Raw genomic sequence first — 24,648 nt, 5'->3', positions numbered from 1 at the left:
GAGCATTCACCGCAATCGTAACTACCCGGAGTATTCGGTCAGCTCCCAGGGGTCGTGAGCGGAGAACACGGCCACTCCGTGATCATGCCGGAGCGAGCGCAGGAGCCCCTGGCTCGACAGCCGCCGCTCGCCGTCGACCTGGGCGTCGAGCTGCACGATGTCCAGCAGCGGGTGGGAGCGCGGCGCGCGGTCCAGCTCGCCGTGGTAGAAGTACGCGTCCCCGGCGTGCAGCAGCCAGCGCCCGCCGTCCCTGACCGCCACCCCGGCGTGCCCCCGGGTGTGCCCGTCGAGCGGCACGAGCAGGAAGTCCCCTTCCGGCAGGCCCGCCAGCGGCCGCACCCCGTCGGCGCCCAGCCAGGTGGTGCCGGTGCCGGGGTAGGTCACCCAGTTGGGGGCGTGCGCCCAGTGCGAGGGCCGGTAACGGCGGTTGGGCGCCTGCGCCAGCGCGTCCTCCAGCTCCGCCGCCATGACGTGCACCCGGGCCCCCGGGAAGTCCGGCAGGCCGCCGCTGTGGTCCACATCGAGGTGGGTGAGGACGATGTGGCGTACGTCGGCGGGGTCGTACCCGAGCGCCGCCACCTGGCGTACGGCCGTCTCGCCGGGCACCAGCACCGGCTCGACGAGCTCGGCCCACTCGCGGTCGAGGCTCTCGCCCGGCTTGGCCACGTCGTCCAGGCCGAGCCCGGCCTCCACCAGCACCAGTCCGGAGGCCGGGGTCTCGACGAGCAGCGCGTGGCACACCGCACGCGCCGCGGGCAGGCCGTCGATCGAGTCGATCTCGCGCATCGAGGCGAGGTTGAGATGATGAATTCGCATGCCGACTAGACTGCGACTTGAAGTGCGGTTCAAGTCAAGGAGCCAGGTCGTGGACGAAGCGTTGATCGACATCGGTGAGGTGGCGAGGCAGAGCGGGCTGGCCGCGTCGGCGCTGCGGTTCTACGAGCGCAAGGGGCTCATCGAGGCCGAGGGGCGCAACGGCCTGCGGCGCGCGTACCGGCCGGAGACGCTGGCGCGCCTGGCGCTGATCGCCTGCGCCCGCGACGCCGGGTTCAGGCTCTCCGAGATCGCCGACTTCCTGCGGGCCAGGCCCTCGGACGCGCGGCTGCGCGAGCGCATGGCCGCCAAGGAGCGCGAGGTGGCCGAGCGTGTCGCGCAGCTCACCCGGCTGCGCGACAGCCTGCGCCATGCGGCGGTCTGCGAGCACGATCCGCTGGTGGAGTGCCCGGAGTTCAAGCAGGCCCTGCGGCGGGTGCCGCAGGGGTGAGGGCCGTCAGCTGGAGCTGACGTATTTCCTGGGTCGCAGCGCGTGGGCCCGCAGCGCCGCCAGCGCGGCGAGCTGGCCCGGCCGGTCCATCCGCACCGCCAGCTCGTCGCTGAACGCGAGCCCCAGCGCCGTCAGCTGGGCCACCAGGTCGGTCACCGGCCCGGTGACGTCCTCCACGCCGGTCGCCGGATGCCAGCCCTCGCCGCCCACCACCTCGGCCACCCGCTCGCGCAGCTCGCCGGGCGACATCAGCGTGCCGTCGGCGAGCAGCATCAGCGCGGCCTCCCTGGCCGACACCTCGAACTCGTGCTCGCCCCTGGCCAGCAGCAGCCTGGTGACCGCCGTCCACATGGCTGTGGACGACTTGAGCAGCCGCAGGCCGTAGTCGGTGATGGCCAGCTTGGCCCCGTCGCGGCGGATGGCGCCCAGCTCCCGCTCGGCCAGGTCACGCAGCCTCAGCGCCTCTGGCGAGGGCGCCAGCCGCAGCGGCAGGCTCTCCCCGGAGGCGGCCAGGGACAGCAGCCGGTGCAGGGCGGGCATCGGCTGCGGGGTCACCGGCGCGTGCAGGCGCACCTCGAAGGGCTGGGCCAGCTCCCGCCTGGCCGGGCCGCGGCCCAGCACCCAGCGGTTGAGCCGCTCGCCGTGCACCCGGTTGAGCCAGCTGTCGCCGCCCAGCTCGGCACGCGGCTCGGTGAGCCAGCGCCGGGTCAGCGCCGTACGGTCCACGCTCTCGCCGGCCACGATCGCCAGCTCAAGCGCGGCGGAGCAGGCGATGTGCGCACCCAGCTCCTCCGGCCCCATGATCATGCTCCACTGCAGTTCGGGCACGTCGGGCGGGAGCACGCCCGTGGCCTCCAGGGCCTGCTGGTAGGCGGCCGTGCCGGCGTCCTCGCCCTCGCGGGCGTAGGTGCGCAGGATCTGCAGGGTCGTCGGCGACACGCACAAGGCGGCGTATCGTTCCATTCCACCCAGCTGGAGCAACTGCCCCAGTGAACGAGCCAGGCGCTCGTGGTCCCCGCCGGGCTTCTGCGGTCCGACCTTGAGCGGCAACGTGTACCAGAGAAACTCGCAGACGTCGAGCTGGGTCACCGTCTCCAGCGGCTCCCCACCCGTCAACCATTCGACGGCGGTCCTGGCCTCCTCGGCCAGATCCGGCTGAGATCGCTCCAACTCGGCGAGAAGGGCGGTGACATCCGGTGCACTCATGCCTCGAAGTTTGCCGTATCGACCCCGGGCCTGACGATGACCGAATCCGGTGCGTATTGGGTCTTGCACAGCGACTACCCTAAGGAACCCCTGTTGAGCCTTCTGCAGCGGTTCATATCCACCGCTTCTCGAAGAGCATGCGGGCCTTCCAGTCGACGTACGGGATCAGCTCGGCGGACAGGATGGGGTGCAGCCACCAGAAGTTGATCAGTGCGAGCAGGGCGAACGCGCCGACGGCGGCGGCCCCGATGGTACGGCGCACCGGCATCGCCCCCGTGGCCGTCGGCGTGGACGGCCCGATCAGCAACCCGGCGCACAAGGTGATGGCCAGCACCATGAACGGCACCATCGGGATGGCGTAGAACAGGAACATCGTGCGGTTGTCGGCGATGGCGAAGTAGAACCACGGCAGCCAGCCCATGGCGTAGGCCAGCAGCACGGCCCCGGCCCGCCAGTCGCGGGAGGAGACGTACCAGGCGATCAGGGCCACCAGCGCGGCCACCGCGCCGAACCAGATCACCGGCGTGCCCACGCCGAGCACGGCCTCCGAGCAGTCCTTGACCCCGCAGGCGTTCTGCTTGCCCTCGTAGTAGAAGGCCACGGGACGCAGCAGCAGCGGCCACTGCCAGGGCTCGGACATGTACGGGTGCGAGGTCTCCAGCCCGCTGTGGAAGGTGAAGACCTGCCACTGGTAGTGGACCCACGACCGCATCGAGTCGAAGACGAAGAAGAACGGGTTGCCCGGGGAGGTCGCCTGGTCCCAGTTGCGTCCGTAGCCGGTGGCGTTGACGAACCAGCCGGTCCAGGTCGCCATGTAGGCCACGAAAGGCACGATGCCGAACGCCAGGACCCCCTGCGGCACGTCCTTGTTGAACGCCCCCACGTAGGGCTGCCGCAGCCCCACGGCGCGGCGGGCGCCGAAGTCCCACATCAGCGACATGATCGCGAACGCGACCGCGAATGCCAGCCCCGACCACTTGACCGACATCGCGAAGGCCAGGCAAACCCCGGCCCCGATCCGCCACCACCTGATGCCCAAGGACGGCCCCTGCGGCGAGATCGGCGAGCCCTCGTACCAGGAGACCAGCTTCTCGCGCGCCCGGTCCCGGTCGACCACCAGGCAGGCGAACGCGGCCAGCACCCAGAACATCAGGAAGATGTCCAGCAGCGCCGTGCGCGAGAGCACGTAGTGCAGGCCGTCGAGCGCCAGCAGCAGGCCCGCGAAGCAGCCCAGCAGCGTCGAGCGGGTCATCCGGCGGGCCACCCGGGCCAGGATGAGGATCGACAGCGTGCCGATCACCGCCGCCGCGACCCGCCAGCCGAACGGGTTGAGCCCGAACAGCCACTCGCCCACGCCGATCATCCACTTGCCCAGCGGCGGGTGCACGACGTAGGAGGCGCACTTCTCCAGGTCCTGCGGCGCGCACGACTGCCAGATGTCGGTGTTGCCGGCCATGATCGCCTTGTCGGCGTCCTTGATCGTGACCCGCTCGACGCCGTGGGTGATGAGCGAGAAGCCGTCCTTCATGTAGTACGTCTCGTCGAACACCACGGCCTTGGGATGGCCGAGCCCGATGAACCGCAGGATCCCCCCGAACAGGGTGACCAGCAGCGGCCCGCCCCACCCCCACAGCACGCTGCCGCGCATGGGAGGAATGACCCGATCGCGTACGGACCGCGCCTTGGGTTGGCTCTCGCCGACCTCCGAACTTTCGTAGGCCTGGTACGGGGAATCGGTCACCGCCATTCGGACATCGTACGGGCCCCAGAGCGGTGGTTACCCAAGAAACACGGTCTATTTGGGATGCCCTGCCACAATGGTCGGGTGACAGGGAACGGCAGGTTGGTGCTGGCAGGAGCCCCCATAGGCCAGGCGGGCGACGTCTCGCCCCGGCTCCGAGAGGTGCTGGCGGGCGCCGACGTCGTGGCCGCCGAGGACACCAGACGGCTGCGCAGGCTCGCGGCCGACCTGGACGTCGAGATCACCGGCCGGGTGGTGTCCTACTACGACCAGAACGAGGCGAGCCGCGCCCAGGAGCTCGTGGAGACCCTCAAGGAGGGCCGCACGGTCGTGGTGATCACGGACGCGGGCATGCCGGGCGTCTCCGACCCCGGCTACCGCCTGACGCACCTGGCGATCGAGGCGGGCGTCACGGTCACCGCGCTGCCTGGGCCGAGCGCCGTCACCACCGCCCTGGCCGTGTCGGGCCTGGCCAGCGACCGGTTCTGCTTCGAGGGCTTCCCGCCGCGCAAGCCGGGCGAGCGGGCCCGCCGCCTGGCCGGCCTGGCGGCCGAGGAGCGCACGATGGTCTTCTTCGAGGCGCCGCACCGGCTGGCCGGCTCCCTGGAGGCGATGGCGCAGGCGTTCGGTCCCGACCGGCGGGCCGCGGTGTGCCGTGAGCTGACCAAGACCTACGAGGAGGTGCGCCGCGGCGGCCTCGGCGAGCTGGCCGAGTGGGCGGCCGCGGGCGTCAAGGGCGAGATCACGGTCGTCGTCGCCGGCTACGTACCCGGCGAGGCCGAGCAGGACCTCGACGCGCTGGTCGCGGAGGTGGACCGCAGGGTCGCCGAGGGGGAGCGGCGCAACCAGGCGGTCGCCACGGTGGCCAAGGGCGCGGGCATCCCCAAACGGGAGCTCTACGACCTGGTTCACAGGCGATCCCCCACGCCATAGGGTGCGCTCGTGAGGAACTGGGGGGTCTCGGCGCAGCGACTGGTGCCGCCGTTCCAGGGCACCGCCCTCCTGGGCTGGATCGCCCCGCTCGCGGTCGCGATCTTCGGCGGTCTCCTGCGGTTCATCAGGCTCGGCGAGCCCAAGGCCGTCGTCTTCGACGAGACCTACTACGTCAAGGACGCCTACTCGCTGATCACCCATGGCGTCGAGCGGACGATGCTCGGCGACGCCAAGGACCCCATCGCCGACCGGCGCCTCCTCGCCGGCAGCCTGGACATCTTCAAGCAGTGCGCGCAACCTGCCGACTGCGCCTCCTTCGTGGCCCACCCGCCGCTGGGCAAGTGGATGATCGGCGTGGGCGAGTGGCTGTTCGGGATGAACCCCTTCGGCTGGCGCTTCGCCGCGGCCCTCGTGGGCACGCTGTCCATCCTGGTCATGGCCCGGGTGGCCCGCCGCATGACCCGCTCGACGTTGCTCGGCTGCCTGGCCGGGCTGCTGCTGGCGCTCGACGGGCTGCACCTGGTGCTGTCGCGGACGGCGCTGCTGGACATCTTCCTGATGTTCTGGGTGCTGGCCGGGTTCGCCTGCGTGGTGGCCGATCGCGACTGGGCCCGGCGGAGGCTGGCCGACCGGTACGACAGCCGGCCGGCCGGCGAGCTGGGCCCGCGGCTCGGGTTCCGGCCGTGGCGGCTGGCGGCCGGGGTCTGCCTGGGGGCCGCGTGCGCGGTCAAGTGGTCGGGGATCTTCTTCCTCGTCGCGTTCGCGGTGCTGTCGATCATGTGGGACATGGGCGCCAGGCGGGCGCTGGGGCTGCGGGAGCCGTACCGGGGGGCGCTGTCGTACGACCTGCCCGGCGGGCTGGGGGCGATGGCGCTCGCCCCCGTGGTGACGTTCATGGCGACGTGGACGGGGTGGTTCGTCACCTCGGGCGGCTGGGGGCGCAACTGGGAGCAGGCCACCTCCTCGGGGCCCTTCTACTTCCTCTTCGACTCGACCCGGTCGTGGATCCAGTACCAGTCGCAGGTGCTCGGCTATCACAGCGGCCTGGAGAGCTATCACCCGTACATGTCGGAGCCCTGGCAGTGGCCGCTGCTGTTACGCCCGGTCTCCTTCCACTACCCCTCCGACCTGCCGCCGTCGGCGTGCGGGAGCAGCAGCTGCTCGCAGGCCGTGCTCGGAGTCGGCACCCCCGCTATCTGGTACGCCGCCGCGATCGCGCTGGTCGGCCTCGTCGCGTGGTACGTGGCCTCCCGCGACTGGCGGGCCGGGGCCGTGCTGCTGGCCTACGGGGCCGGCTGGCTGCCCTGGTTCTACTACGCCATCGCCGACAACCGCACGATGTACCTGTTCTACATGATCCCCGTGGTGCCGTTCATGGTTCTGGCGGTCGTGCTCATGGCCGGGCTGATCCTGGGCAGGCAGGACGCGCCGCCCACCCGGCGGGCGATCGGGGCGGCGGTCGTGGGCGCGTTCGCGCTCGTCGCGCTGATCAACTTCTGGTGGCTCTACCCGGTGCTGGCGTCCGAGACGATCACGTACGCACAGTGGTGGGCCCGGATGTTGCTGCGCTCTTGGGTGACCGTCGCGCCCAAGTGACCCCGCGGCGCAGCGTGATCGCCGCCGCGACGCAGGCCAGCGGGACGGCCGGAAGCACGTAGCGGTAGTCGAACTCCGCCGTCGCCGCCGGGGCCAGCAGCAGCCCCACCGCGCCCAGCCAGGGCAGCACCACCGGGCCGCCGAACTTGCGCCAGCGCACGACGACGCCGTACAGGCCGATCAGCAGGATCCCGCCGAGCATGATGCCGCGCAGGTAGAACACCTTCTGGTAGCCGCTCATGATGTCGGCCCACGGGTGCACGATCCGCGTCTCGGCCGGGCCCTGCTCGTAGCTGAACGCGTCGGTGTCGGTCCGGCCGCCCCCGTAGGACGACCACTTCGGCAGCCGCTTGGGCTGGCCGTTCTCGTCGATCTCGACGTACGGCTTGAACTGGTACATGTTGTACGTCGACTCGTCCGGGAAGCGCGGGCGCGACCAGTGGAACGAGCGGAAGAAGTCACGCGCGACCACCTTCAGGTAGTCGCCGGGCTGCGACAGGATCGCCCGCGTGGCGAACGCGCTGGCGGCGTCGTTGGTGATCTCGCTCCACTTCTTGTTGATGCCCCACCGGTGGAGCACCTCGCCGGTGCCGGTGCCGTCGCCGTTGCCCTGGCCCCACAGGTACCACTGCGCGTAGTCCTTGCGCTGGCTCACCGGGTCGTTGATGCACAGCAGCAGGAGCTGGACCTCTTTGTACTTGTCGATCTCCATCTTGTTGCAGTCGGCGAAGATGGCCGTGCGCATGTACAGGATGAGGCCGTCGCTGTTGGTCATCGCGAACTTGCCGTACGCGGAGGCGAACCACCCCATGTACGCCATCACCGGGATCGCGCAGGCGGTGATGAGCGCCGTGATCGGCCGCCACCCGGCCCGCTTGACCAACAGGTAGAGCACCACCAGCGCCAGGATCGGCAGGCCGATCGAGCGGGTCAGCCAGGTCAGCGCCAGCAGCAGGCCGACGACCGCCCCCGCCTTCCACGTGAGCCGCCGCTTCCACAGCACCATGGTGATCACACCCACCACGAGCAGCATGAACAGCGTGTCGGACATGACCAGCTGCTCGAGCTGGATCTGGTAGGCGTCGAACAGCACCGGCGCCGCCGCCAGCGTGGCCCCCCACTTGGGCAGCCGGAACTTGATCCGCAGCAGCGCGTAGATCAGGCAGGCCGTGGCCAGGCCCATCAGGTGCTGGGTGAAGGTCACCAAGGTGAAGCTGTGGAACGGCTTGAGCAGCATGAGCCAGGCGCTGTAGCCGTCGGGCCGGATCGGGTGCGGCCGGGGGTGCAGCGCCACCGAGACATACTCGTAGGAGTCGTTGAACCACATGGCCGGCCCGTAGCCGAGCATGGTGATGAGCCGCAGCACGGCGCCCACGCCGAAGGCCGCGGCGAACACCCGATGCCTGCGCAACATCGCCAGCGCACGTGCCAGCCGACCAGGGGCGGAGGGGTCCACAGGGGTAATCTCCGCGACGCTCACCATGCTGTAAAGAATGCCAGTCGTTTTCGCTTCCGTGCCCGAGCATGGTCGTGTTCAGGGCATGATGGTTCACTGGAAGAGCCTTAACTGAAGGGTAGACACGTGGAACTGACGGTGGTCATGCCCTGCCTCAACGAGGCGGAGACCGTGGAAGTCTGTGTGCGCAAGGCACTGGCGTGCATGGAGGAGCACGGCATCGAGGGCGAGGTCCTGATCGCCGACAACGGCAGTACGGACGGCTCACAACAGCTGGCCCGCGACGCCGGAGCCCGCGTGGTCCACGTCGACGAGAAGGGCTACGGCAACGCCCTCATGGGCGGCATCAGGGCGGCGCGCGGCAAATACGTCATCATGGGCGACGCTGACGATTCCTATGACTTCACCGCGCTGCTGCCGTTCGTCGAGCAGCTGCGCGAGGGTGCCGACCTGGTGATGGGCAACCGCTTCAGGGGCGGCATCGCCCCCGGTGCCATGCCGCCGCTCCACCGCTATCTCGGCAACCCGGTGCTGTCGTTCATCGGCCGGCTGTTCTTCCCGTCGGCGATCAAGGACTTCCACTGCGGGCTGCGGGGTTTCCGGCGCGACTCGATCCTGCGGCTGCAGCTCCAGACGGGCGGCATGGAGTTCGCCTCCGAGATGGTGGTCCGCTCCACGCTGGCCGGCCTCGACGTGCGCGAGGTGCCGACGACGCTCTCGCCCGACGGCCGCTCCCGCCCGCCGCACCTGCGCTCCTGGCGCGACGGGTGGCGCCACCTGCGCTTCCTGCTGCTCTACAGCCCCAAGTGGCTGTTCTTCTACCCCGGCGTGCTGATGATGGTCGTCGGGCTGGTCGCCGGCACGGCGCTCACCTTCGGCCCGGTGGAGATCGGCGAGCTGGCGTTCGACGTCGACACCCTGGTCGGCACGGCCGCCCTGGTGGTGATCGGGTTCCAGGCGGCGTTGTTCGCGGTGTTCACCAAGGTCTACGCGGCCGAGGAGGGCTTCCTGCCGGAGTCGCCGCGCATCCGCAAGCTGATCGACATCGTGAGCCTGGAGAAGGGCCTCGTGGTCGGCGGGCTGCTGGCGCTGGCCGGTCTGGTCGGCCTGGTGATGTCGCTGGTGCACTGGCAGGTGCGCAGCTTCGGCGAGCTCGACCCGCGCGAGTCGCTGCGCATCGTGGTGCCGTCCGCCACGGCCCTCATCATGAGCTTCCAGACCATCTTCGCCGCGCTGTTCATCAGCATCCTGGGCATCCGGCGCACCCGCGAGAGCTCCATCGACGTCGCCGCCAAGGCGGCGGAGGAGGCGGCCGAGGCGGTCTCGCTGGAACAAGCGAAGCGATGAGCTGGTCCTTACGCGCCGCCGGGGCCGGCGGCGCGTAACAAATGATCATCACAGACCCCGTAGGCTTAGGACCATGTCCCAGCACATCTTGACCGCCGTAGCGTGGCCGTACGCTAACGGCCCCCGCCACATCGGGCACGTCTCAGGATTCGGCGTGCCGTCCGACGTCTTCAGTCGTTACCAGCGCATGGCGGGCAACAAGGTGCTGATGGTGTCCGGCACCGACGAGCACGGCACACCCATCCAGGTGCAGGCCGACAAGGAGGGCGTGAGCGCCAGGGAGCTGGCCGACCGCTACAACCGCGTCATCGCCGAAGACCTGACCGGGCTCGGCCTGTCCTATGACCTGTTCACCAGGACCACCACGAAAAACCACTACGCCGTGACGCAGGAGATCTTCAAGGGTCTCTATGACAACGGCTACATCTTCCCCAAGACCACGATGGGGGCGATCTCCCCGTCCACCGGCCGCACCCTGCCCGACCGCTACATCGAGGGCACCTGCCCCATCTGCGGTTACGACGGCGCGCGCGGCGACCAGTGCGACAACTGCGGCAACCAGCTCGACCCGATCCAGCTGATCAACCCCAAGAGCCGCATCAACGGCGAGACGCCGGTGTTCGCCGAGACCGAGCACTTCATGCTCGACCTGCCCGCCTTCGCCGAGGTGCTCGGCTCCTACCTGCAGGCCAAGCAGGGCGAGTGGCGGCCCAACGTGCTGAAGTTCGCGCTCAACCTGCTCGGCGACCTGCAGCCGCGGGCGATCAGCCGCGACCTCGACTGGGGCGTGCCGATCCCGCTCGACGGCTGGCGCGACCAGCCCAACAAGCGGCTCTACGTGTGGTTCGACGCGGTCATCGGCTATCTGTCGGCCTCCATCGAGTGGGCCAGGCGCTCGGGCGACCCCGACGCGTGGCGCCAGTGGTGGCAGAATCCCGACGCCCGCGGCTACTACTTCATGGGCAAGGACAACATCGTCTTCCACGCCGAGATCTGGCCGGCGATGTTGTTCGGCTACAGCGGCATCGGCGCGCGCGACGGCTCCCCGGGCTCGCTGGGGGCGCTCGACGTGCCGTCCGAGGTGGTCTCCAGCGAGTTCCTGACGATGGAGGGCAAGAAGTTCTCCTCCTCCCGCCAGGTCGTCATCTACGTGCGCGACTTCCTCGCCCGCTACGACGCCGACGCGCTGCGCTACTACATCGCGGTGGCCGGCCCGGAAAACCAGGACACCGACTTCACCTGGCAGGAGTTCGTCAACCGCAACAACGGCGAGCTGGTCGCGGCCTGGGGCAACCTGGTCAACCGGTCGATCTCGATGGCGGCGAAGAACTTCGGGGTCGTGCCCGAGGCCGGCGACCTGACCGACGCCGACCGCGCGCTGCTGGAGCGCTCGCGCAACACGTTCGGCCCGGTGGGCGCGGAGCTGGAGCGCTCGCGCTTCAAGAACGCCATCACCGAGGCGTTCGACGTGGTCCGCGAGGCCAACAAATACCTGGCCGACCAGGAGCCGTGGAAGCTCAAGGAGGACCCGGAGCGGCAGAAGTCGATCCTGCACGTCGCGCTGCAGGTGGTCGACGATGCCAAGACCATGCTCACGCCGTTCCTGCCCGGCTCCTCCAACAAGGTCTTCGCCATGCTGGGCGGCGAGGGCGTCTGGTCGGGCATGCCGGAGATCCACGAGGTCGACGAGGACGGCGGCACCCCCTACCCGGTGATCACCGGCGAATACGACGGGGCGGCCCGCTGGGAGCACCGGCCGATCAAGCCGGGCACGCCGCTGGCGCCGCCCGTGCCGCTGTTCAAGAAGCTCGATCCGAAGGTCGTGGACGAGGAGCTGGCCCGGCTGGGCGAGTGACCTCATAGTTCTCGAGGGCGATGGCGGAGGGGACTTCCCGGCCCGGCTCCGCCGTCGCCCTGTCCGCGCCGGGGGCTAATTTAGATGGCGTGACCAAGCTACCTGCCGCCCCAGAGCCGCTCTCCGCACCCGTGTTCGACAGCCACTGCCACCTCGACATCATGGTGGGCAACCGGCAGGCGTCGTCCGGCGACCCGGTGGCGCAGGCCGCGCAGGCGGCGTCGGCCAGCGTACGGAGCATCCTCGACGACGCGCGGGCCGTCGGCGTGACGAGGCTGGTGACGATCGGCTACGACCTGAAGTCCTCCCGCTGGAACGCGGAGGTGGCCGCCGGGGAGGAGGGCGTGTACGCCGGAGTGGCCATCCACCCGAACGAGGCCCACGAATCCACCCCCGAGGTGCTGGCCGAGATCGAGAGCCTGGCGGGGCGGCCGGAGGTGCGGGCCGTGGGGGAGACGGGCCTCGACTACTACCGCGACTGGGCGAGCAAGGACGACCAGCACGCGAGCTTTCGCGCGCACATCGAGATCGCCAAGCGGACCGGCAAGGCGCTGGTCATCCACGACCGCGACGCGCACGACGACGTGCTGAAGGTGCTGGCCTCGGAGGGCGCGCCGGACAAGGTCGTCTTCCACAGCTTCTCGGGCGACGCCGAAATGGCGAAAAAGTGTGTTGAAGCTGGATATTTCATGTCATTCTCCGGGCCTGTGACGTACAAGAACGCCGCCTACCTCCGCGAGGCGGCCGAGGTCGCGCCCGCCGAGCTCATGCTGGTCGAGACCGACGCCCCCTACCTGCCGCCGGTCCCGCACCGCGGCAAGCCCAACGCCCCTTACCTCATCCCGCTCACCCTGCGCTGCCTGGCCGAGGTCAAAAAGGTCCATCCGGACGAGCTCTGCGAGGCGATCAGCGTCAACGGAGTCACGGTCTTCGGCGAGTGGTGACCATCTTTTGGTGAACCGGTGGATGCGGGGAAGCGGCCGCCGCTAGCGTTCGGGCGGTCCTGACCCCTCACCGGAGGTGGTTCGTGCGAGGAAAGAGGCGTGCGCCCCGTCCGCCGATCCCGTGGCGTTCTGCGTGGACGCCGGTCGTGTGCCTGGCCGGCGCGGTGGCCGTTGGTGCACTCGTGACCGTGTCATTCCTGGTCAAAGAGGTCATAGTGGTGGTGGACGGCGAGCGTACGCCGGTCCGCGCCTTCGGCGGGACCGTGGCGGAGGTGCTCGCCGACGCCGGGGTGCCGGTGGAGTACGGCGACGTCGTACGCCCGTCCTCCCAGGAGGCGGTCGCCGACGGCACCACGATCGAGGTGCGCCGCGCCCGCCCCCTCACCCTGACCCTCGACGGCCGCACCAGCACGCACCTGGTCACCGCCACGAACGTGGGCGACGCCCTGGCCGAGCTCGACATCACCCCCGCCGCCGGCAAGCTGTCGGCCCCGCGCGGCGACGCGGTGCCGCTGGAGGGGATGGAGCTGACGGTCTACACCAGGCGGAAGGTGTACGTGGTGGCGGGCACCACGCGGCTGACCTCGCGTACGACGGCGAGAACGGTGCGCGAGGTGCTCAGGCAGAAGCGCATCGGGCTGCGGCGCGGGTACCAGGTGAGCCCGCCCCTGGGCAGCTTCCCCAAGGACGGAACGGTCATCACCGTCACCCCACCCCGGACCGTACCGATCCAGCCCGCCATCGCCCAGCTCAACTGGCCGGCCCTGGCCGAGTGCGAGTCCCAGGGCGACCCGCAGGCGTACAACCCGAACGGGCCCTACTACGGCATGTACCAGTTCAGCCTGGTCATGTGGCAGGCCGTGGGCGGGATGGGACTGCCGACCACCTGGCCGGTGGAGGAGCAGACCTACCGGGCGCAGGTCCTCTACCAGCAGGTGGGCGGCAAGTGGCAGGGCCAGTGGCCGAACTGCGGCGACCGCCTGTTCGGCCCCTGACCCTTCTCTGACCGGATACGGCGACCGCCTGTCCGGCCCCTGACCCCTGACCCCTGACCGGATACGGCGACCGCCTGTTCGGCCCCTGACCTTCCCTAACCGGATATGGACACCCCGAAGTCGGCTCCCTTGGGCGGCTGGAGCGGCTCCAGCGTCTCGGCGTTCCGCCCGGCCACCGCGACCTTCCCGGACGGAGCCGCGTCCGGCTGTCCCACGTACAGCTTGTTGCCGCTGAAGGCCACCGCCCAGCCGAACAGCCCGTCCTTGGTGGCCAGCCTCCGGTCCTCGGAGGCGTCCTTCCACGACACCACCCGGACACCCCCGCCGTACGGGGCGCCGATCGCCAGCCGGCCGTCGGCCGAGGCCGCCATCGAGAACCCGAACGCCTGCTTGCCGGCCTGCGTCACCGTCCTCGTGGGCTTCCTGGCGGGGTCCAGGAGCTGGACGCTGCCGGGGCCCGGCGAGCTGACGGCGTAGCCGGAGCCCTCGGAGTACGCGACCGCGTACCCGTACCGGTCGCCGGAGGCGTTGGTCGGGGAGTCCAGCTTCAACGAGGTGATCTTCGGGGCCAGCACGTCGTCGATGAAGACGACCGAGCCCGAGTCGATCTTGCCGGCCTCGATCTGGCGGCCCGCGCCGTCGTCGTTCTCGTACGGGACGCCGACGACCAGCCCGTTCTTCGGCCCGAACGCCATCGACCAGCCGAACTGGTCGCCCACCTCGCTGTTCCCCCGCACGTCCACGGTCTCCTGGCTGATCCGGCGCAGCTCGCCCGCGCCCTTGCGCACGTAGACGGCGCCCACGTCGAGGAGCTGGGCCTCGTCCTCGTACGGCGCGCCGATCGCGACCAGGTCGCCGCGGGCGGCCAGCGACCAGCCGAAGTGCGCGAACTGCTGGGGCTGGGGCGGGGCCAGGCGCTGCGGGGGCGTGGCGCCGCCGCCGTAGACCACGTACGCGGCCCCGGCGTCCTCGGCGCCGTCGACGTCCGCGTAGGGGGCGCCGATCACCAGGTCGGCGCAGGCGTCGCCGTTGACCTGCGCCAGCCGTACGGACCAGCCGAAGCCGTCGCCCGCGGCCAGCCCCGGAACGCTGACCGGCACGACCTTCCCCCCGGACAGGACGTGCACCGCCCCCTTCTGCTCGTCGGCGAACGGATCGCCCACGGCCACGTCGTCCACGCCGTCCCCGTCGAAATCGGCGACCCCGGCGCAGGCCACGGCCGTGGTGGTGGCGCCGAGGCCCGGCACCCCCGTCGCGAGCGCCAGCGCGAGGAGCGCGGATCTGATCATCACAGGCCCACCTCGATCTGCTTGCCGTTCTCGAGCATGGTGGCCGTCATCTTCACGGGCTTGCGGTACGTGGCCAGGTCGAACACGAACGCGCTGTCCACCCGCGCGCCCGGCAGGATCGCCGGCGGCAGCGTCACGGGAGCCGCGTCGTGCTCGCCGCCGCGGTCGTCGATCATGGTGACCACGGGCTGGATCAGGACCCGGCGCTCGCCGCCCGGGTTGAGCATCGTCCAGCGGATCACGCAGAGCTGGCCCTCGGCGGAGACCGTGCCCTCGTACTCCTTCAGCCCGCACTCGGGCGCCGTCGCGACGATCGCGACGGGGTCGTCGAAGTTGCCGCCCAGTGCGAACCTGCGGCCCACGTCGTTGGGACCGGAGCTGGTCGCGACCTGGGACGGGGTGCCCGGGGTGGCGGTCGTGACGGTGTTGCGCGCGGAGGTGACGATCAGCACGGCCACCGTCACGACGATGGCCAGCACGGCGGCCGCGGCGGCGATCAGCCACCGGGTGCCCGGCGTGCGCGCTCCGCCGAGGGTGTCGGGCTCGTCACCGGCGACCGCGGGGGCGGTCCGGCCGCCCGGCTGGGTCTCGGTGCCTAAGCCGCTCCCTTGCCGTACTTGTGCCGCCTGCCCCTGCTGCCACGGCGGTACGAGCTCCTGGGCCGCCTGCCGCGCCTGCTCGCGCCCCTGGCCCGGCTGCCCTTGCCGCCGCGCCTGCCCGCGCTCCTGGACCGGCTGGCCCTGCTGGCCTTGCTGCCGCGCCTGCCCGCGCTCCTGGGCCGGTTGGCCTGGTTGCCGCGCCTGCTCGCGTTCCTGGACCGGCTGGCCCTGCTGCCACGCCTGAGCCTGCTCAGGCCCCTGCGCCGACCGGCCGCGTTCGCTGCCCTGCGTCGGCTGCTGCTGCCCCTCCTTGGCGCGCTCCGACTCCCGCCGGGACGCCCCTCCGGAGCGGAACAGCCCCCGAGCCCGCTCCCGCAACGGCTCCCTCGGCGGCGCCTGGTCGGGAACCTTCCAGCGTGCCAGCTCCTCCTTGGCCGCCGCCTCCTCCCGCCGAGCCAGTTCCTCCACCGACGCGGCACCCTGCGACGGCACATTCGCCGCCTCGCCGGAACCCGGCACGCCGGGCGCGCCGGCCGCGCCGATAGAATCCGGCGAACTGGACGCACCGGGCGCTGACGCGGGACCGGTCGCCGGGTTGGTGGGCGCCCGCCCACCGGAAGCCGGCGCTCGCCCACCAGCGGCCGGCGCGCCCCCAGCCGCCGGACCGGACCTTGCCGGACCGGACTTCGCCGGGTTGGAGCCCCTCGCACCCCCCGCACCCCCCGCACCCCCCGCACCTTCCGCGCCGAATGCCGCAGGCGGCACGCTGGGCGCCCGCCCCGTCGTATCACTCGGCGGCGGCGTCGTGAACGTGGCCGTGATGTCCGGCTCGTCCACCACGTTCTGCGGCGGCTGCCAGTCGCTGAGCATCTCGGTCGCCACCAGGGTCGGCGGATCGGCCACCGCCGCCGGTGCGGGCGCAGTGCCCCCCACCAGGGCGATCAGCAGATCCTGCGCGGTGGGCCGCAGGGCGGCGTCCATCGAGGTGGCCCGCCGTACGAGCTCGTTGAGCGGCGCCGGCAGCGCGCCCAGGTCGGGCGGGGTGTTCAGCACGCGTGTGGCCAGCGTGATGGGGTCGCCACGCCCGAACGGATGCCGCCCGTTCCCGGCGTAGGCAATCAGGCAGCCCCAGGCGAAGATGTCGGCCGCCGGGCTGACGACCTCCCCCCGTACCTGCTCGGGCGCCCACCATCCCGGGCTCCCCAGCAGCTCGCCGGAGAGTGTGAACCCCGTCTCCCGGTCGAGCGCCCGCGCGATGCCGAAGTCGATCACGCGCGGCCCAGACAGCGAGAGGATCACGTTCGCCGGCTTCAGGTCCCGGTGCACCAGCCCCGACACGTGGATCGCCGCCAGTGCCGCCGCGACCCCCAGCGCGACGCCATGCAACGGCCCCGGGTCCAGGGCCCCGTACTTCGAGATCTGGTCCGACAGGGGAGTGCCCGCGATGTACTCGGTCACCATGTACGGGCGCCCGTCCCCGGTGTTGCCGTTGTCCAGCACCTGGGCCGTACAGAACGACGCCACCCGGCGGGCGTTCTCCACCTCCGCATGGAACCGGGCCGCGAAACCCTCCTGGTTGGCGAACTCCGCCTTGACCACCTTGAGCGCGACGAAACGCCCCGTGGGTGCCCTTGCGAGGAACACGGTTCCCATCCCGCCCTCGCCGAGTCGCCCCAGCAGCCGGTACGGCCCGATCTCCCGCAGGTCGGTCGGCCGGAGCGGCGCGGCGCCCGTTGGCTCCATGAGGGACGTTCCTTCCTGTTCCACGCCATCCTCTCCTTTGGTCTCCCCATCCGCCATCACACGTTCTTCGATGCGAGAGACTGATTGGATGATGAGGCTGTTGGGCCCTGCAGAAATACGTATTTTGGCGAACAAGCTAGATCTTCGCCCGACAAAAAAATTTGGCCAGAACTTCGTGATCGACGCAGGGACCGTCCGGCGCATCGTCCGCGTGGCCGATCTGTCCCCTGATGACGTGGTCATAGAGGTGGGGCCGGGCCTCGGCTCGCTGACCCTCGCGCTCCTGCCGTCGGCCGCGCACGTGGTCGCCGTCGAGATCGACCCGGTGCTGGCCGGCCAACTCCCCATCACCGTGGCCGAGCGCGACGCGGCGGACAAGCTCACGGTCGTTCACGCCGACGCCATGAAGATCACCCTCGACGACCTGGCGGGCCACGTCCCCACGGCCTTGGTGGCCAACCTCCCGTACAACGTGGCCGTCCCCGTGGTGCTGCACGTCCTGGAGGCCCTCCCGTCGCTGCGCAAGGGCCTGGTCATGGTGCAGGCGGAGGTGGCAGACCGGCTCGCCGCCGGCCCGGGCTCGAAGGTGTACGGGGTGCCGTCGGTCAAGGCGGCCTGGTACGCGGACGTACGCCGAGCGGGCCAGGTCGGCCGCACGGTCTTCTGGCCCGCCCCCAACGTCGATTCCGGCCTCGTCTCCCTGATCCGCCGCGACCCACCGGCCACGACGGCTTCGCGCGAGGAGGTCTTCGAGGTGGTGGACGCCGCCTTCGCACAGCGCCGCAAGACACTGCGAGCGGCCCTAGCCTCCTGGGCGGGCAGCCCCGCCGACGCGGAACGCACCCTGCGCGCCGCCGGCGTGGACCCATCGGCGAGGGGCGAACAGCTGGACATCCACGCCTTCGCCCGCATAGCCGAGCTCAGACCCTGAACGGCACACCCATCTGAACGGCCCCGGGGCCGGAGACCCAACCCTCCTGCCCTGAGGCCCCTGTCCACAGCCCCGCAGCGCCCACCCCTCCTGCCCTGAGGCCCGCTGTCCACAGCCCCGCAGCGCCCACCCCTCCTGCCCTGAGGCCCCCTGTCCACAGCCCCGCAGCGCCCACCCCCGCTGTCCACAGCCCCGCAGCCGACCGCCCAGGCTGCCCGCAGAACGCAGCCGGCCGCCCCCGCCGCCCACAGAACCGCACCCGCCTCACCCCGCCGTCCATAGCCCCGCAGTTGCTTACGCCCGCTGTCCGCCGAAACCGCAGCCGCTTACGCCCGCTGTCCACAGCCCCGCAGCTGACCATCCCCGCTGTCCACAGAACCGCGCTCGGCCCATCCCCGCCCCCTCCCACCAGCCGATCCTGGCCTCCCACCCCGATCAACCCGGAGGCCACCCATGACCGACCCCATCGTCTCCCTCTGGCTCACCCTCAGCGGAGCTCTGCTGACAGCCGTCCTCACCACCACCCTGACCACGACCGCCGCCCGAGCAGCCACTCCGACCCGATCCGCCACTCAAACCCAGATCGCCGCCACCCTCACCCGAGCCGCAACCCCCGCCAAGCTCCTGCTGACCAAGAAGAAGCAGAAACTCCTCACTAGGGGCCAGATCGCCGCCGCAGCCGCCCTGACCCAGCTCGGCGTCTCCTTCTCCTGGGGTGGAGGCTCAGCGAAGGGCCCGACCCTCGGGATAGGCAGGGGAGCCTCCACCAGAGGTTTCGACTGCAGCGGCCTCACCCTCTACGCCTGGTCCAGAGCGGGCATACGGCTGGCCCACTACACAGGCACCCAGTTCCGCCAGGGCCGCAAGATCCCTTTCGGCGCCCGCCGTACAGGCGACCTGCTCTTCTTCGGCGGCGGCACGGGCGACCCCACCCACGTGGCCCTGTTCCTAGGAGGAAGCCTGATGATCCACGCCCCAAGGACAGGCGACGTTGTCAGAAGAACCAACTTCCTCAACACGCCCTACTACCGCACCACCTTCCGAGGCGCCGTACGCCCAGGCTGACTGACGCACCCCTCGACCGTCTCCGAGCCGCCAAATGTCATCAGACCCGCCCAAGCGTCGCAGCCCCCAAGCGTCCGACTCGCCCAAGCGTCACAGCCGCACACAAGCGCCACAAGGACGGCCTGACCGTCAGGCCCCTGACCATCAGCTCACGACCGTCAGCCCATGACCGTCTCGGAACTTGACCGTCTCTTGAGACGCCTGCCATTTCACGACCGGTCACATCCGCCCCCCGCGCTCAGAGGACAGGGGACCAGCGACCCCGAGAACCCCGCAACCCCTCCCCCCATAGGCACCCGCAACTGGCGTATTCACCAGGTAGTTCACGGTGCCGGAACCACCGTCTGACCGAATCACTCTTCGTGACTTGCGAGGATCGGGCAAATGCCTACTATCTTGACTCTCTGTGTTGAGGAGTCGGCAGGACCCCGGGTCATATTTCAAGAACCGCATGTCAGGGCAGCGAGCCCCGATAACATCGAGTGTCCTTGACCCCGGCAAGTGATGAGAGTGGCAGAAGATCGATGAGTTCGGTGACCGTACGTGTGCCCGCGAAGGTCAACGTGCAGCTTTCTGTCGGCCCGCTCAGGGAAGATGGCTACCACGACCTGGTCAACGTCTTCCACGCAGTATCGATCTTCGATGAGGTGGTGGCGAAGGAGTCCGAGTCGATCACCGTGCAGGTGAACGGTAAGTGGTCCGACCAGGTGCCCACCGACGACGGCAACCTGGCGATCCGGGCCGCTCGCGCGCTCGCCAAACACGCGGGTCGCACTTATGGCGCCGATCTCATCATCCAGAAGGACATCCCCGTGGCCGGTGGCATGGCGGGCGGCAGTGCCGACGCCGCCGGTGCGCTGGTCGCCTGCAACGAGCTGTGGGGTTTGGGGCTGCCCATGGAAGATCTCATGGAGATCGCCGGAGACCTCGGCAGCGATGTCCCGTTCTCGCTGATCGGCGGCACGGCGGTCGGCACCGGGCGCGGTGAGCAGCTGAGCGAGTTGCCCACCGGGGGCACGTTCCACTGGGTGTTCGCGCTGGCCAACGGCGGCCTCTCGACGGCGAGTGTGTACGCCGAGTGCGACCGCCTCAGGGAGGCGTCCGGAGCCGACGTCCCCTGGCCCCAGCTGAACGACTCGCTGATGGAGGCCCTCGGCACCGGCGACGCCTACGCCCTCGGCACCCACCTGAGCAACGACCTCCAGGCCGCTGCCCTCAACCTTCGCCCCGAGCTGGCACCCACCCTCGACTCGGGCCGCCAGCACGGCGCGCTGGGCGCGATCGTCTCCGGCTCGGGCCCGACCTGCGCCTTCCTGGCCATCGACGCCACCCACGCCCGCGACCTGGCCCACAGCCTGACCAGCACCGGCGCCGCCCACACCGCGGTAGCCGCCCACGGCCCCGTCCACGGCGCCACCCTGGTCTGACCCCGGCCGCCCACCCCAACGCGCGCAGGCCCGGGGCGGCCTCCGGGCCTGCGCGAGATCCACCGGATACATGCGCCGCCTGCCCGCTCCCGGTGGGTGTCGCAGGCGGTCCAGTTGCGCTGCTGTCGCAGCCGATCCGCTTGCGGTGATGTCGCAGCCGATCCGGTGCGCTGATGCCGCAGATGATCCGTTTGTGGTGGTGCTGTGGACGAGGGCGTGCCGCGATACCAGACCAAGCCCCCCGCCCACGAGGGCTTGCGGCGATGCCTCGGCCAAGGCGGGCCCGCGCCTGCCATCCCGGCCAAGGCGGGCCCGCGCCTGCCGCCTCGGCCAAGGCGGGACTGCGCCTGCCAACCCGTCCTGGGCGGGTGGGAGGTCGGTGGGGAGCCGATACCCTGGGAAGGCCATGAATCTGGTCAATCTTGAGTCGGTTTCCCATGCGTATGGGCCCAAGCCACTCCTCAGCGACGTCTCCCTCGGTGTGGAGGCCGGCGAACGCATTGGCGTCGTCGGGCGCAACGGCGGCGGCAAGACGACCCTGCTCTCGGTCATCGCAGGAGCCGTACGACCTGACAGCGGTCGTGTCACCCACAACCGTGGCCTGCGGGTCGGGTTCCTGTCGCAGCAGGACGACCTCGACCCCACAGCCACCATTCGACAGACGGTCCTCGGCGGGTTGGCCGAGCACGAGTGGGCCGGCGATCAGCGGGTCCGCGAGATCCTGTCCAACCTGATCGGCGACCTCGACCTCGACTCCAGGGCCGGTGATCTGTCCGGCGGCGAGCGCAGGCGTACGGCGCTGTCCCGGCTGCTCATCGACGACCACGACCTGATCATGCTGGACGAGCCCACGAACCACCTCGACATCGAGGCCATCGCGTGGCTGGCCGGGCACCTGGCGGTGCAGAAGAGCGCGCTGGTGGTCGTGACGCACGACAGGTGGTTCCTCGACGCCGTGTCCACCCGCACCTGGGAGGTCGTGGACGGCCGGGTCGAGCGCTACGAGGGTGGTTATGCCGCCTATGTGCTGGCCAAGGCCGAGCGCGCGCGGATCGCCCAGGTCACCGAGGAACGCCGCCAGAACCTCATGCGCAAGGAGATCGCCTGGCTGCGCCGCGGCCCGCCCGCCCGTACGTCCAAGCCGAAGTTCCGCATCGAGGCCGCCCAGGCCCTGATCGCGAACGAGCCCCCGGCGCGCGAGACCGTCGAGCTCATGCGGTTCGCCGCGGCCCGGCTCGGCAAGACCGTCTACGACCTCGAAGACGTCACCCTGCACGCCGGCGGCCCGGACACCGGGCCGCTGGTGCTCGACCACCTCACGTGGCAGTTCGGCCCGGGTGACCGGATCGGGCTGATCGGCGTCAACGGGTCCGGCAAGTCGTCCGTGCTGCGGTTGCTCGCCGACACGATCAAGCCCGACTCCGGGCGGGTGGTCCGCGGCAAGACGGTACGTCTGGCGCACCTGTCCCAGGAGCTGGCCGAGCTCGACCCGACGCGGCGCGTGCTGGAGACGGTCGAGGAAGTACGCAAATACCTCCAGCTCGGCAAGAGGGAGTGGACCGCTTCCCAGCTCCTCGAACGCCTCGGCTTCCGGGGTGAGGCGCAGTGGAAGATGGTCGGCGACCTGTCGGGCGGCGAGCGGCGGCGGCTGCAGCTGCTCCGGCTCCTGATGGACGACCCCAACGTCCTGCTGCTCGACGAGCCCACCAACGACCTCGACATCGAGACGCTCAACGAGCTCGAAGACCTGCTGGACGGCTGGCCCGGCACGCTGATCCTGGTCAGCCACGACCGCTACTTCCTGGAGCGGGTGACCGACCGTTCCGTGGCGCTGCTCGGCGACGGCAAGCTGTCTCTGCTGCCGGGCGGGGTGGACGAATACCTCGAACGGCGCGCGGCGGGCACGGCGGTGACCGCCCGCCTGGCCACCGCCGCGACGACGGGCCGTCCTGACGCCGGTGGTGCGGTGTCCAGTGGCCCGGCGACCGTCGGCACGGTCGCAGGAGCGGCGGCTCCCGACACGTCTGGCCAGGTGAAGGACGGCGGGCTGTCGGCCAAGGAGGAACGGGAGCTCCGTAAGGAACTCAGTCGCCTCGAACGCCAGCTCGACAAGCTGGGTGACCAGGAATCCCGCCTCCACGCCGCCATGGCGGAGGCGGCCAGCGACTACGCCAAGCTCGGCTCGCTGGATGCCCAGCTTCGCGAGATCACGGCCCAGAAGGACACGATCGAGGCCGAGTGGCTGGAAATGGCCGACCGCCTGGGCGACTGACCGGACGCCCGCTGGCGTCCCGGGCTCCGGGGGATGGCTGACTTCGCATGGCTGTTCGCTGGAGCGGGCCTGAACAGGCCCGAGGCGGGTCCGCCTGAGTTGGGGTGGGTGTGCGGCGGGGCTCGCCTCGGTTGGGTGGGTGTGGGGCGGGTCCGCCTGGGCGGGGTGGTGGCGGATGTAGGTGACTTGGGTGGAGTGTCCCGGGCGCGGGGTCAGTGGGAAAGCGTCCCGGGAAGGGGCACAGGGAAAGCGTCCCGGGAAGGGCGCCGGGAAAGCGTCCCCGGTGGGTGTCAGCGGGGGGAGTCGAAGGGGGCGAGGAGGGTGCGGAGGAGGGACGCGAGGGTGCGCTGATCGGACTCGCCCAACCCCGACAACAACTCCTGCTCCCGCCGCAACAAGTCCGCGAACGCCGCATCCACCCGCGCCAGCCCCGTGTCCGTCAGCGACACCAGCACCCCCCGCCGGTCCTCGGGATCGGGCCGTCGCCGTACCAGCCCCGCCTGGGCGAGGCGGTCGATGCGGTTCGTCATCGTCCCAGAGGTCACCAGCGTGGCCCGCAGCAAGGTTCCGGGGCTGAGCTCGTACGGCTTCCCGGCCCGCCGCAGCGCCGTGAGCACGTCGAACTCCCACGGCTCCAGATCGTGTTCGGCGAACGCCGCCCGCCGCGCCCGGTCGAGATGCTTGGCCAGTCGTGACACCCTGGAGAGCACCTGGAGCGGCTCGACGTCGAGGTCGGGGCGCTCCGTTCGCCAGGCCGCGACGAGCCGATCGACCTCGTCTCTAGCATCCTCCGTCATGACACAGAGTGTACTGTCTTGACATCGAGATATCTCTCTCGATATCAATTATCTTCATGTCAAGAGATATCTGGGACCCTGTGACGTACGCCGTCTACGCGGACGAGCGGTCACGGCCGTTCATCGAGCTGATCTCCAGGGTGGGGGCGGTCGCGCCCGATTATGTCGTGGACGCGGGCTGCGGCAGCGGTGAACTCACCGTGGAGCTGGGCAATCGCTGGCCCAACGCGACGATCGAGGGCTTCGACTCCTCGCCTGCGATGATCACCAAGGCCCGCAAGCTGGAGACGCCGATCAGGTTCGCGGTCGCCGACGTCGCCATGTGGCGCCCCGACCGGCCCATGGACGTGATCATCTCCAACGCCGTCCTGCAGTGGGTGCCCGAGCACCGCGACGTGCTGGAGCACTGGATGGAGAACCTGGCGCCGGGCGGCTGGCTGGCCTTCCAGGTGCCGGGCAACTTCGACGCCCCCAGCCACGTCGCGATCCGCGAGCTGTGCTCCTCCCGCGCCTGGTCGGACAAGCTCGGCGGGTTCACCAGGGGAAACCCGGTCGGCGAGCCCCTCGAATACGTCGACATGCTCAACGACGGCGGCTCCCAGGCGGACGCGTGGGAGACGACGTACGTGCACATCCTGCACGGGGAGAACCCGGTCCTCGACTGGGTCTCCGGCACCGCCCTGCGCCCGATCCTGGACCGCCTCGACCCGGACGAGCAGCGGCGGTTCAAGCAGGACCTGGCCGGGCCGCTCGCCGAAGCCTATCCGGCCAGGAGCTACGGCACGCCCTTCCCGTTCAGAAGGATCTTCGTGGTGGCGCAGCGATGAGAATCACCCGGTTGCACCACGTGCAACTCGCCGCGCCGAGGGGCAGCGAGCCGCTGTTAAGGGAGTTCTACGAGGGTGTCCTCGGCCTGCGCGAGGTGCCCAAGCCGCCGGAGCTGGCCGACCGGGGCGGCGCCTGGTTCAGGGGTGACGGCGTGGAGGTCCATCTCGGCATCGAGGACGACTTCAGGCCCGCCCGCAAGGCCCACCCCGCCTTCCTGGTGGACGATCTCGCCGCGTACGCCGCCAAGCTGCCCGGCGCCGTCCCTGACCACCTGTTCCCCGGATACCGGCGGATCTACGTCTCTGACCCGGTCGGCAACAGAATCGAACTCCTGCAACCCGTGTGATGTTCACCCAACGG

The 24,648-nt window shown here is 70.4% G+C and carries 20 protein-coding genes; 13 read left to right on the top strand and 7 right to left on the bottom strand.

Annotated elements, in window-relative coordinates; genetic code table 11:
- Nucleotides 1-21: 21 nt before the first annotated feature.
- Complete coding sequence (locus ACTWPW_RS21550; RefSeq protein ID WP_375113254.1) at nucleotides 22-816, bottom strand: MBL fold metallo-hydrolase; 795 nt, start codon at nucleotides 814-816, stop codon at nucleotides 22-24.
- 49 nt (nucleotides 817-865) lie between these two features.
- Between ACTWPW_RS21550 and ACTWPW_RS21545 the strand changes: the two genes are divergently transcribed.
- The gene (locus ACTWPW_RS21545) at nucleotides 866-1,264 is read left to right on the top strand and encodes a MerR family transcriptional regulator (RefSeq protein WP_375113255.1); all 399 of its coding nucleotides are present in this window, start codon (nucleotides 866-868) and stop codon (nucleotides 1,262-1,264) included.
- A gap of 6 nt (nucleotides 1,265-1,270) precedes the next feature.
- Here ACTWPW_RS21545 and ACTWPW_RS21540 read toward each other — a convergent pair whose 3' ends face one another.
- Nucleotides 1,271-2,470 carry a hypothetical protein gene (locus ACTWPW_RS21540; RefSeq protein WP_364128870.1) on the bottom strand — a complete coding sequence of 400 codons (1,200 nt, stop codon included), beginning with the start codon at nucleotides 2,468-2,470 and terminating at the stop codon, nucleotides 1,271-1,273.
- A 112-nt stretch (nucleotides 2,471-2,582) separates the two neighbouring features.
- A complete protein-coding gene (locus ACTWPW_RS21535) occupies nucleotides 2,583-4,217 on the bottom strand; it encodes a dolichyl-phosphate-mannose--protein mannosyltransferase (protein ID WP_375113256.1) in 1,635 nt (544 codons plus the stop codon).
- A gap of 57 nt (nucleotides 4,218-4,274) precedes the next feature.
- Between ACTWPW_RS21535 and rsmI the strand changes: the two genes are divergently transcribed.
- A complete protein-coding gene (gene rsmI / locus ACTWPW_RS21530; protein WP_443169726.1) occupies nucleotides 4,275-5,144 on the top strand; it encodes a 16S rRNA (cytidine(1402)-2'-O)-methyltransferase in 870 nt (289 codons plus the stop codon).
- A gap of 9 nt (nucleotides 5,145-5,153) precedes the next feature.
- A complete protein-coding gene (locus ACTWPW_RS21525; protein WP_443169725.1) occupies nucleotides 5,154-6,740 on the top strand; it encodes a dolichyl-phosphate-mannose--protein mannosyltransferase in 1,587 nt (528 codons plus the stop codon).
- On the opposite strand, the gene ACTWPW_RS21520 is transcribed toward ACTWPW_RS21525, so the two are convergent.
- Nucleotides 6,676-8,196 carry a hypothetical protein gene (locus tag ACTWPW_RS21520; protein WP_443169724.1) on the bottom strand — a complete coding sequence of 507 codons (1,521 nt, stop codon included), beginning with the start codon at nucleotides 8,194-8,196 and terminating at the stop codon, nucleotides 6,676-6,678. The two genes, ACTWPW_RS21525 and ACTWPW_RS21520, sit on opposite strands and share 65 nt — an antisense overlap.
- Before the next feature lie 126 nt (nucleotides 8,197-8,322).
- Here ACTWPW_RS21520 and ACTWPW_RS21515 point away from each other — a divergent pair, with 126 nt between their 5' ends.
- The 4 genes from ACTWPW_RS21515 to ACTWPW_RS21500 all read left to right on the top strand — a co-directional run bounded on the left by ACTWPW_RS21515 (nucleotide 8,323) and on the right by ACTWPW_RS21500 (nucleotide 13,337).
- The gene (locus ACTWPW_RS21515) at nucleotides 8,323-9,543 is read left to right on the top strand and encodes a glycosyltransferase (protein WP_364128884.1); all 1,221 of its coding nucleotides are present in this window, start codon (nucleotides 8,323-8,325) and stop codon (nucleotides 9,541-9,543) included.
- A 73-nt stretch (nucleotides 9,544-9,616) separates the two neighbouring features.
- Nucleotides 9,617-11,398, top strand: coding sequence for a methionine--tRNA ligase (gene metG / locus ACTWPW_RS21510; protein WP_364128886.1), 1,782 nt, complete (start codon nucleotides 9,617-9,619; stop codon nucleotides 11,396-11,398).
- Nucleotides 11,399-11,487: 89 nt separating this feature from the next.
- Nucleotides 11,488-12,342, top strand: a complete 855-nt coding sequence (locus tag ACTWPW_RS21505; protein WP_375113261.1) for a TatD family hydrolase — start codon at nucleotides 11,488-11,490, stop codon at nucleotides 12,340-12,342.
- A gap of 182 nt (nucleotides 12,343-12,524) precedes the next feature.
- Entirely contained in the window at nucleotides 12,525-13,337 is an 813-nt protein-coding gene (locus ACTWPW_RS21500; protein ID WP_375113262.1) for a ubiquitin-like domain-containing protein, read from the top strand.
- 95 nt (nucleotides 13,338-13,432) lie between these two features.
- Here the strand turns inward: ACTWPW_RS21500 and ACTWPW_RS21495 are convergent, their stop codons facing one another.
- Both ACTWPW_RS21495 and ACTWPW_RS21490 read right to left on the bottom strand, forming a co-directional pair.
- Nucleotides 13,433-14,626 carry a hypothetical protein gene (locus ACTWPW_RS21495; protein ID WP_443169786.1) on the bottom strand — a complete coding sequence of 398 codons (1,194 nt, stop codon included), beginning with the start codon at nucleotides 14,624-14,626 and terminating at the stop codon, nucleotides 13,433-13,435.
- Nucleotides 14,626-16,968 (bottom strand): protein kinase domain-containing protein, encoded by a 2,343-nt coding sequence (locus ACTWPW_RS21490; protein ID WP_443169723.1) that lies wholly within the window; start codon nucleotides 16,966-16,968, stop codon nucleotides 14,626-14,628. The genes ACTWPW_RS21495 and ACTWPW_RS21490 overlap by 1 nt, the downstream gene beginning before the upstream one ends.
- A gap of 91 nt (nucleotides 16,969-17,059) precedes the next feature.
- On the opposite strand from ACTWPW_RS21490, the gene rsmA reads away from it, so the two are divergent.
- From rsmA to ACTWPW_RS21470, 4 genes are all read left to right on the top strand, one after another.
- Nucleotides 17,060-17,899, top strand: coding sequence for a 16S rRNA (adenine(1518)-N(6)/adenine(1519)-N(6))-dimethyltransferase RsmA (gene rsmA, locus ACTWPW_RS21485; RefSeq protein WP_375113501.1), 840 nt, complete (start codon nucleotides 17,060-17,062; stop codon nucleotides 17,897-17,899).
- 453 nt (nucleotides 17,900-18,352) lie between these two features.
- Nucleotides 18,353-18,964: an NlpC/P60 family protein gene (locus ACTWPW_RS21480; protein ID WP_443169722.1), complete on the top strand. Its 612-nt coding sequence runs from the start codon at nucleotides 18,353-18,355 to the stop codon at nucleotides 18,962-18,964.
- Between the two features lie 524 nt (nucleotides 18,965-19,488).
- Nucleotides 19,489-20,391, top strand: a complete 903-nt coding sequence (locus ACTWPW_RS21475) for a 4-(cytidine 5'-diphospho)-2-C-methyl-D-erythritol kinase (RefSeq protein WP_443169721.1) — start codon at nucleotides 19,489-19,491, stop codon at nucleotides 20,389-20,391.
- A gap of 406 nt (nucleotides 20,392-20,797) precedes the next feature.
- The gene (locus tag ACTWPW_RS21470) at nucleotides 20,798-22,663 is read left to right on the top strand and encodes an ABC-F family ATP-binding cassette domain-containing protein (RefSeq protein ID WP_443169720.1); all 1,866 of its coding nucleotides are present in this window, start codon (nucleotides 20,798-20,800) and stop codon (nucleotides 22,661-22,663) included.
- Between the two features lie 290 nt (nucleotides 22,664-22,953).
- On the opposite strand, the gene ACTWPW_RS21465 is transcribed toward ACTWPW_RS21470, so the two are convergent.
- The gene (locus ACTWPW_RS21465) at nucleotides 22,954-23,460 is read right to left on the bottom strand and encodes a MarR family winged helix-turn-helix transcriptional regulator (protein ID WP_375113267.1); all 507 of its coding nucleotides are present in this window, start codon (nucleotides 23,458-23,460) and stop codon (nucleotides 22,954-22,956) included.
- Between the two features lie 56 nt (nucleotides 23,461-23,516).
- Here ACTWPW_RS21465 and ACTWPW_RS21460 point away from each other — a divergent pair, with 56 nt between their 5' ends.
- Both ACTWPW_RS21460 and ACTWPW_RS21455 read left to right on the top strand, forming a co-directional pair.
- Nucleotides 23,517-24,287, top strand: coding sequence for a trans-aconitate 2-methyltransferase (locus ACTWPW_RS21460; protein ID WP_375113268.1), 771 nt, complete (start codon nucleotides 23,517-23,519; stop codon nucleotides 24,285-24,287).
- Complete coding sequence (locus ACTWPW_RS21455; protein WP_443169719.1) at nucleotides 24,284-24,634, top strand: glyoxalase; 351 nt, start codon at nucleotides 24,284-24,286, stop codon at nucleotides 24,632-24,634. The genes ACTWPW_RS21460 and ACTWPW_RS21455 overlap by 4 nt, the downstream gene beginning before the upstream one ends.
- Nucleotides 24,635-24,648: the final 14 nt, after the last annotated feature.

The sequence above is a fragment of the Nonomuraea sp. KM90 genome, assembly GCF_052246675.1.
Taxonomy (GTDB): Bacteria; Actinomycetota; Actinomycetes; order Streptosporangiales; family Streptosporangiaceae; genus Nonomuraea.
This window is presented reverse-complemented; position numbering and strand designations above follow the sequence as displayed.

Coding starts and splice junctions, on each gene's coding strand:
- metG (WP_364128886.1), top strand. CDS start 9,617: ATGTCCCAGCACATCTTGACCGCCGTAGCGTGGCCGTACGCTAACGGC.
- ACTWPW_RS21540 (WP_364128870.1), bottom strand. CDS start 2,470: ATGAGTGCACCGGATGTCACCGCCCTTCTCGCCGAGTTGGAGCGATCT.
- ACTWPW_RS21495 (WP_443169786.1), bottom strand. CDS start 14,626: ATGATCAGATCCGCGCTCCTCGCGCTGGCGCTCGCGACGGGGGTGCCG.
- ACTWPW_RS21535 (WP_375113256.1), bottom strand. CDS start 4,217: ATGGCGGTGACCGATTCCCCGTACCAGGCCTACGAAAGTTCGGAGGTC.
- ACTWPW_RS21475 (WP_443169721.1), top strand. CDS start 19,489: ATGAGTTCGGTGACCGTACGTGTGCCCGCGAAGGTCAACGTGCAGCTT.
- ACTWPW_RS21465 (WP_375113267.1), bottom strand. CDS start 23,460: ATGACGGAGGATGCTAGAGACGAGGTCGATCGGCTCGTCGCGGCCTGG.
- rsmA (WP_375113501.1), top strand. CDS start 17,060: ATGAGGCTGTTGGGCCCTGCAGAAATACGTATTTTGGCGAACAAGCTA.
- ACTWPW_RS21455 (WP_443169719.1), top strand. CDS start 24,284: ATGAGAATCACCCGGTTGCACCACGTGCAACTCGCCGCGCCGAGGGGC.
- ACTWPW_RS21480 (WP_443169722.1), top strand. CDS start 18,353: ATGACCGACCCCATCGTCTCCCTCTGGCTCACCCTCAGCGGAGCTCTG.
- ACTWPW_RS21470 (WP_443169720.1), top strand. CDS start 20,798: ATGAATCTGGTCAATCTTGAGTCGGTTTCCCATGCGTATGGGCCCAAG.
- ACTWPW_RS21550 (WP_375113254.1), bottom strand. CDS start 816: ATGCGAATTCATCATCTCAACCTCGCCTCGATGCGCGAGATCGACTCG.
- rsmI (WP_443169726.1), top strand. CDS start 4,275: ATGCCCTGCCACAATGGTCGGGTGACAGGGAACGGCAGGTTGGTGCTG.
- ACTWPW_RS21460 (WP_375113268.1), top strand. CDS start 23,517: ATGTCAAGAGATATCTGGGACCCTGTGACGTACGCCGTCTACGCGGAC.
- ACTWPW_RS21490 (WP_443169723.1), bottom strand. CDS start 16,968: ATGGAGCCAACGGGCGCCGCGCCGCTCCGGCCGACCGACCTGCGGGAG.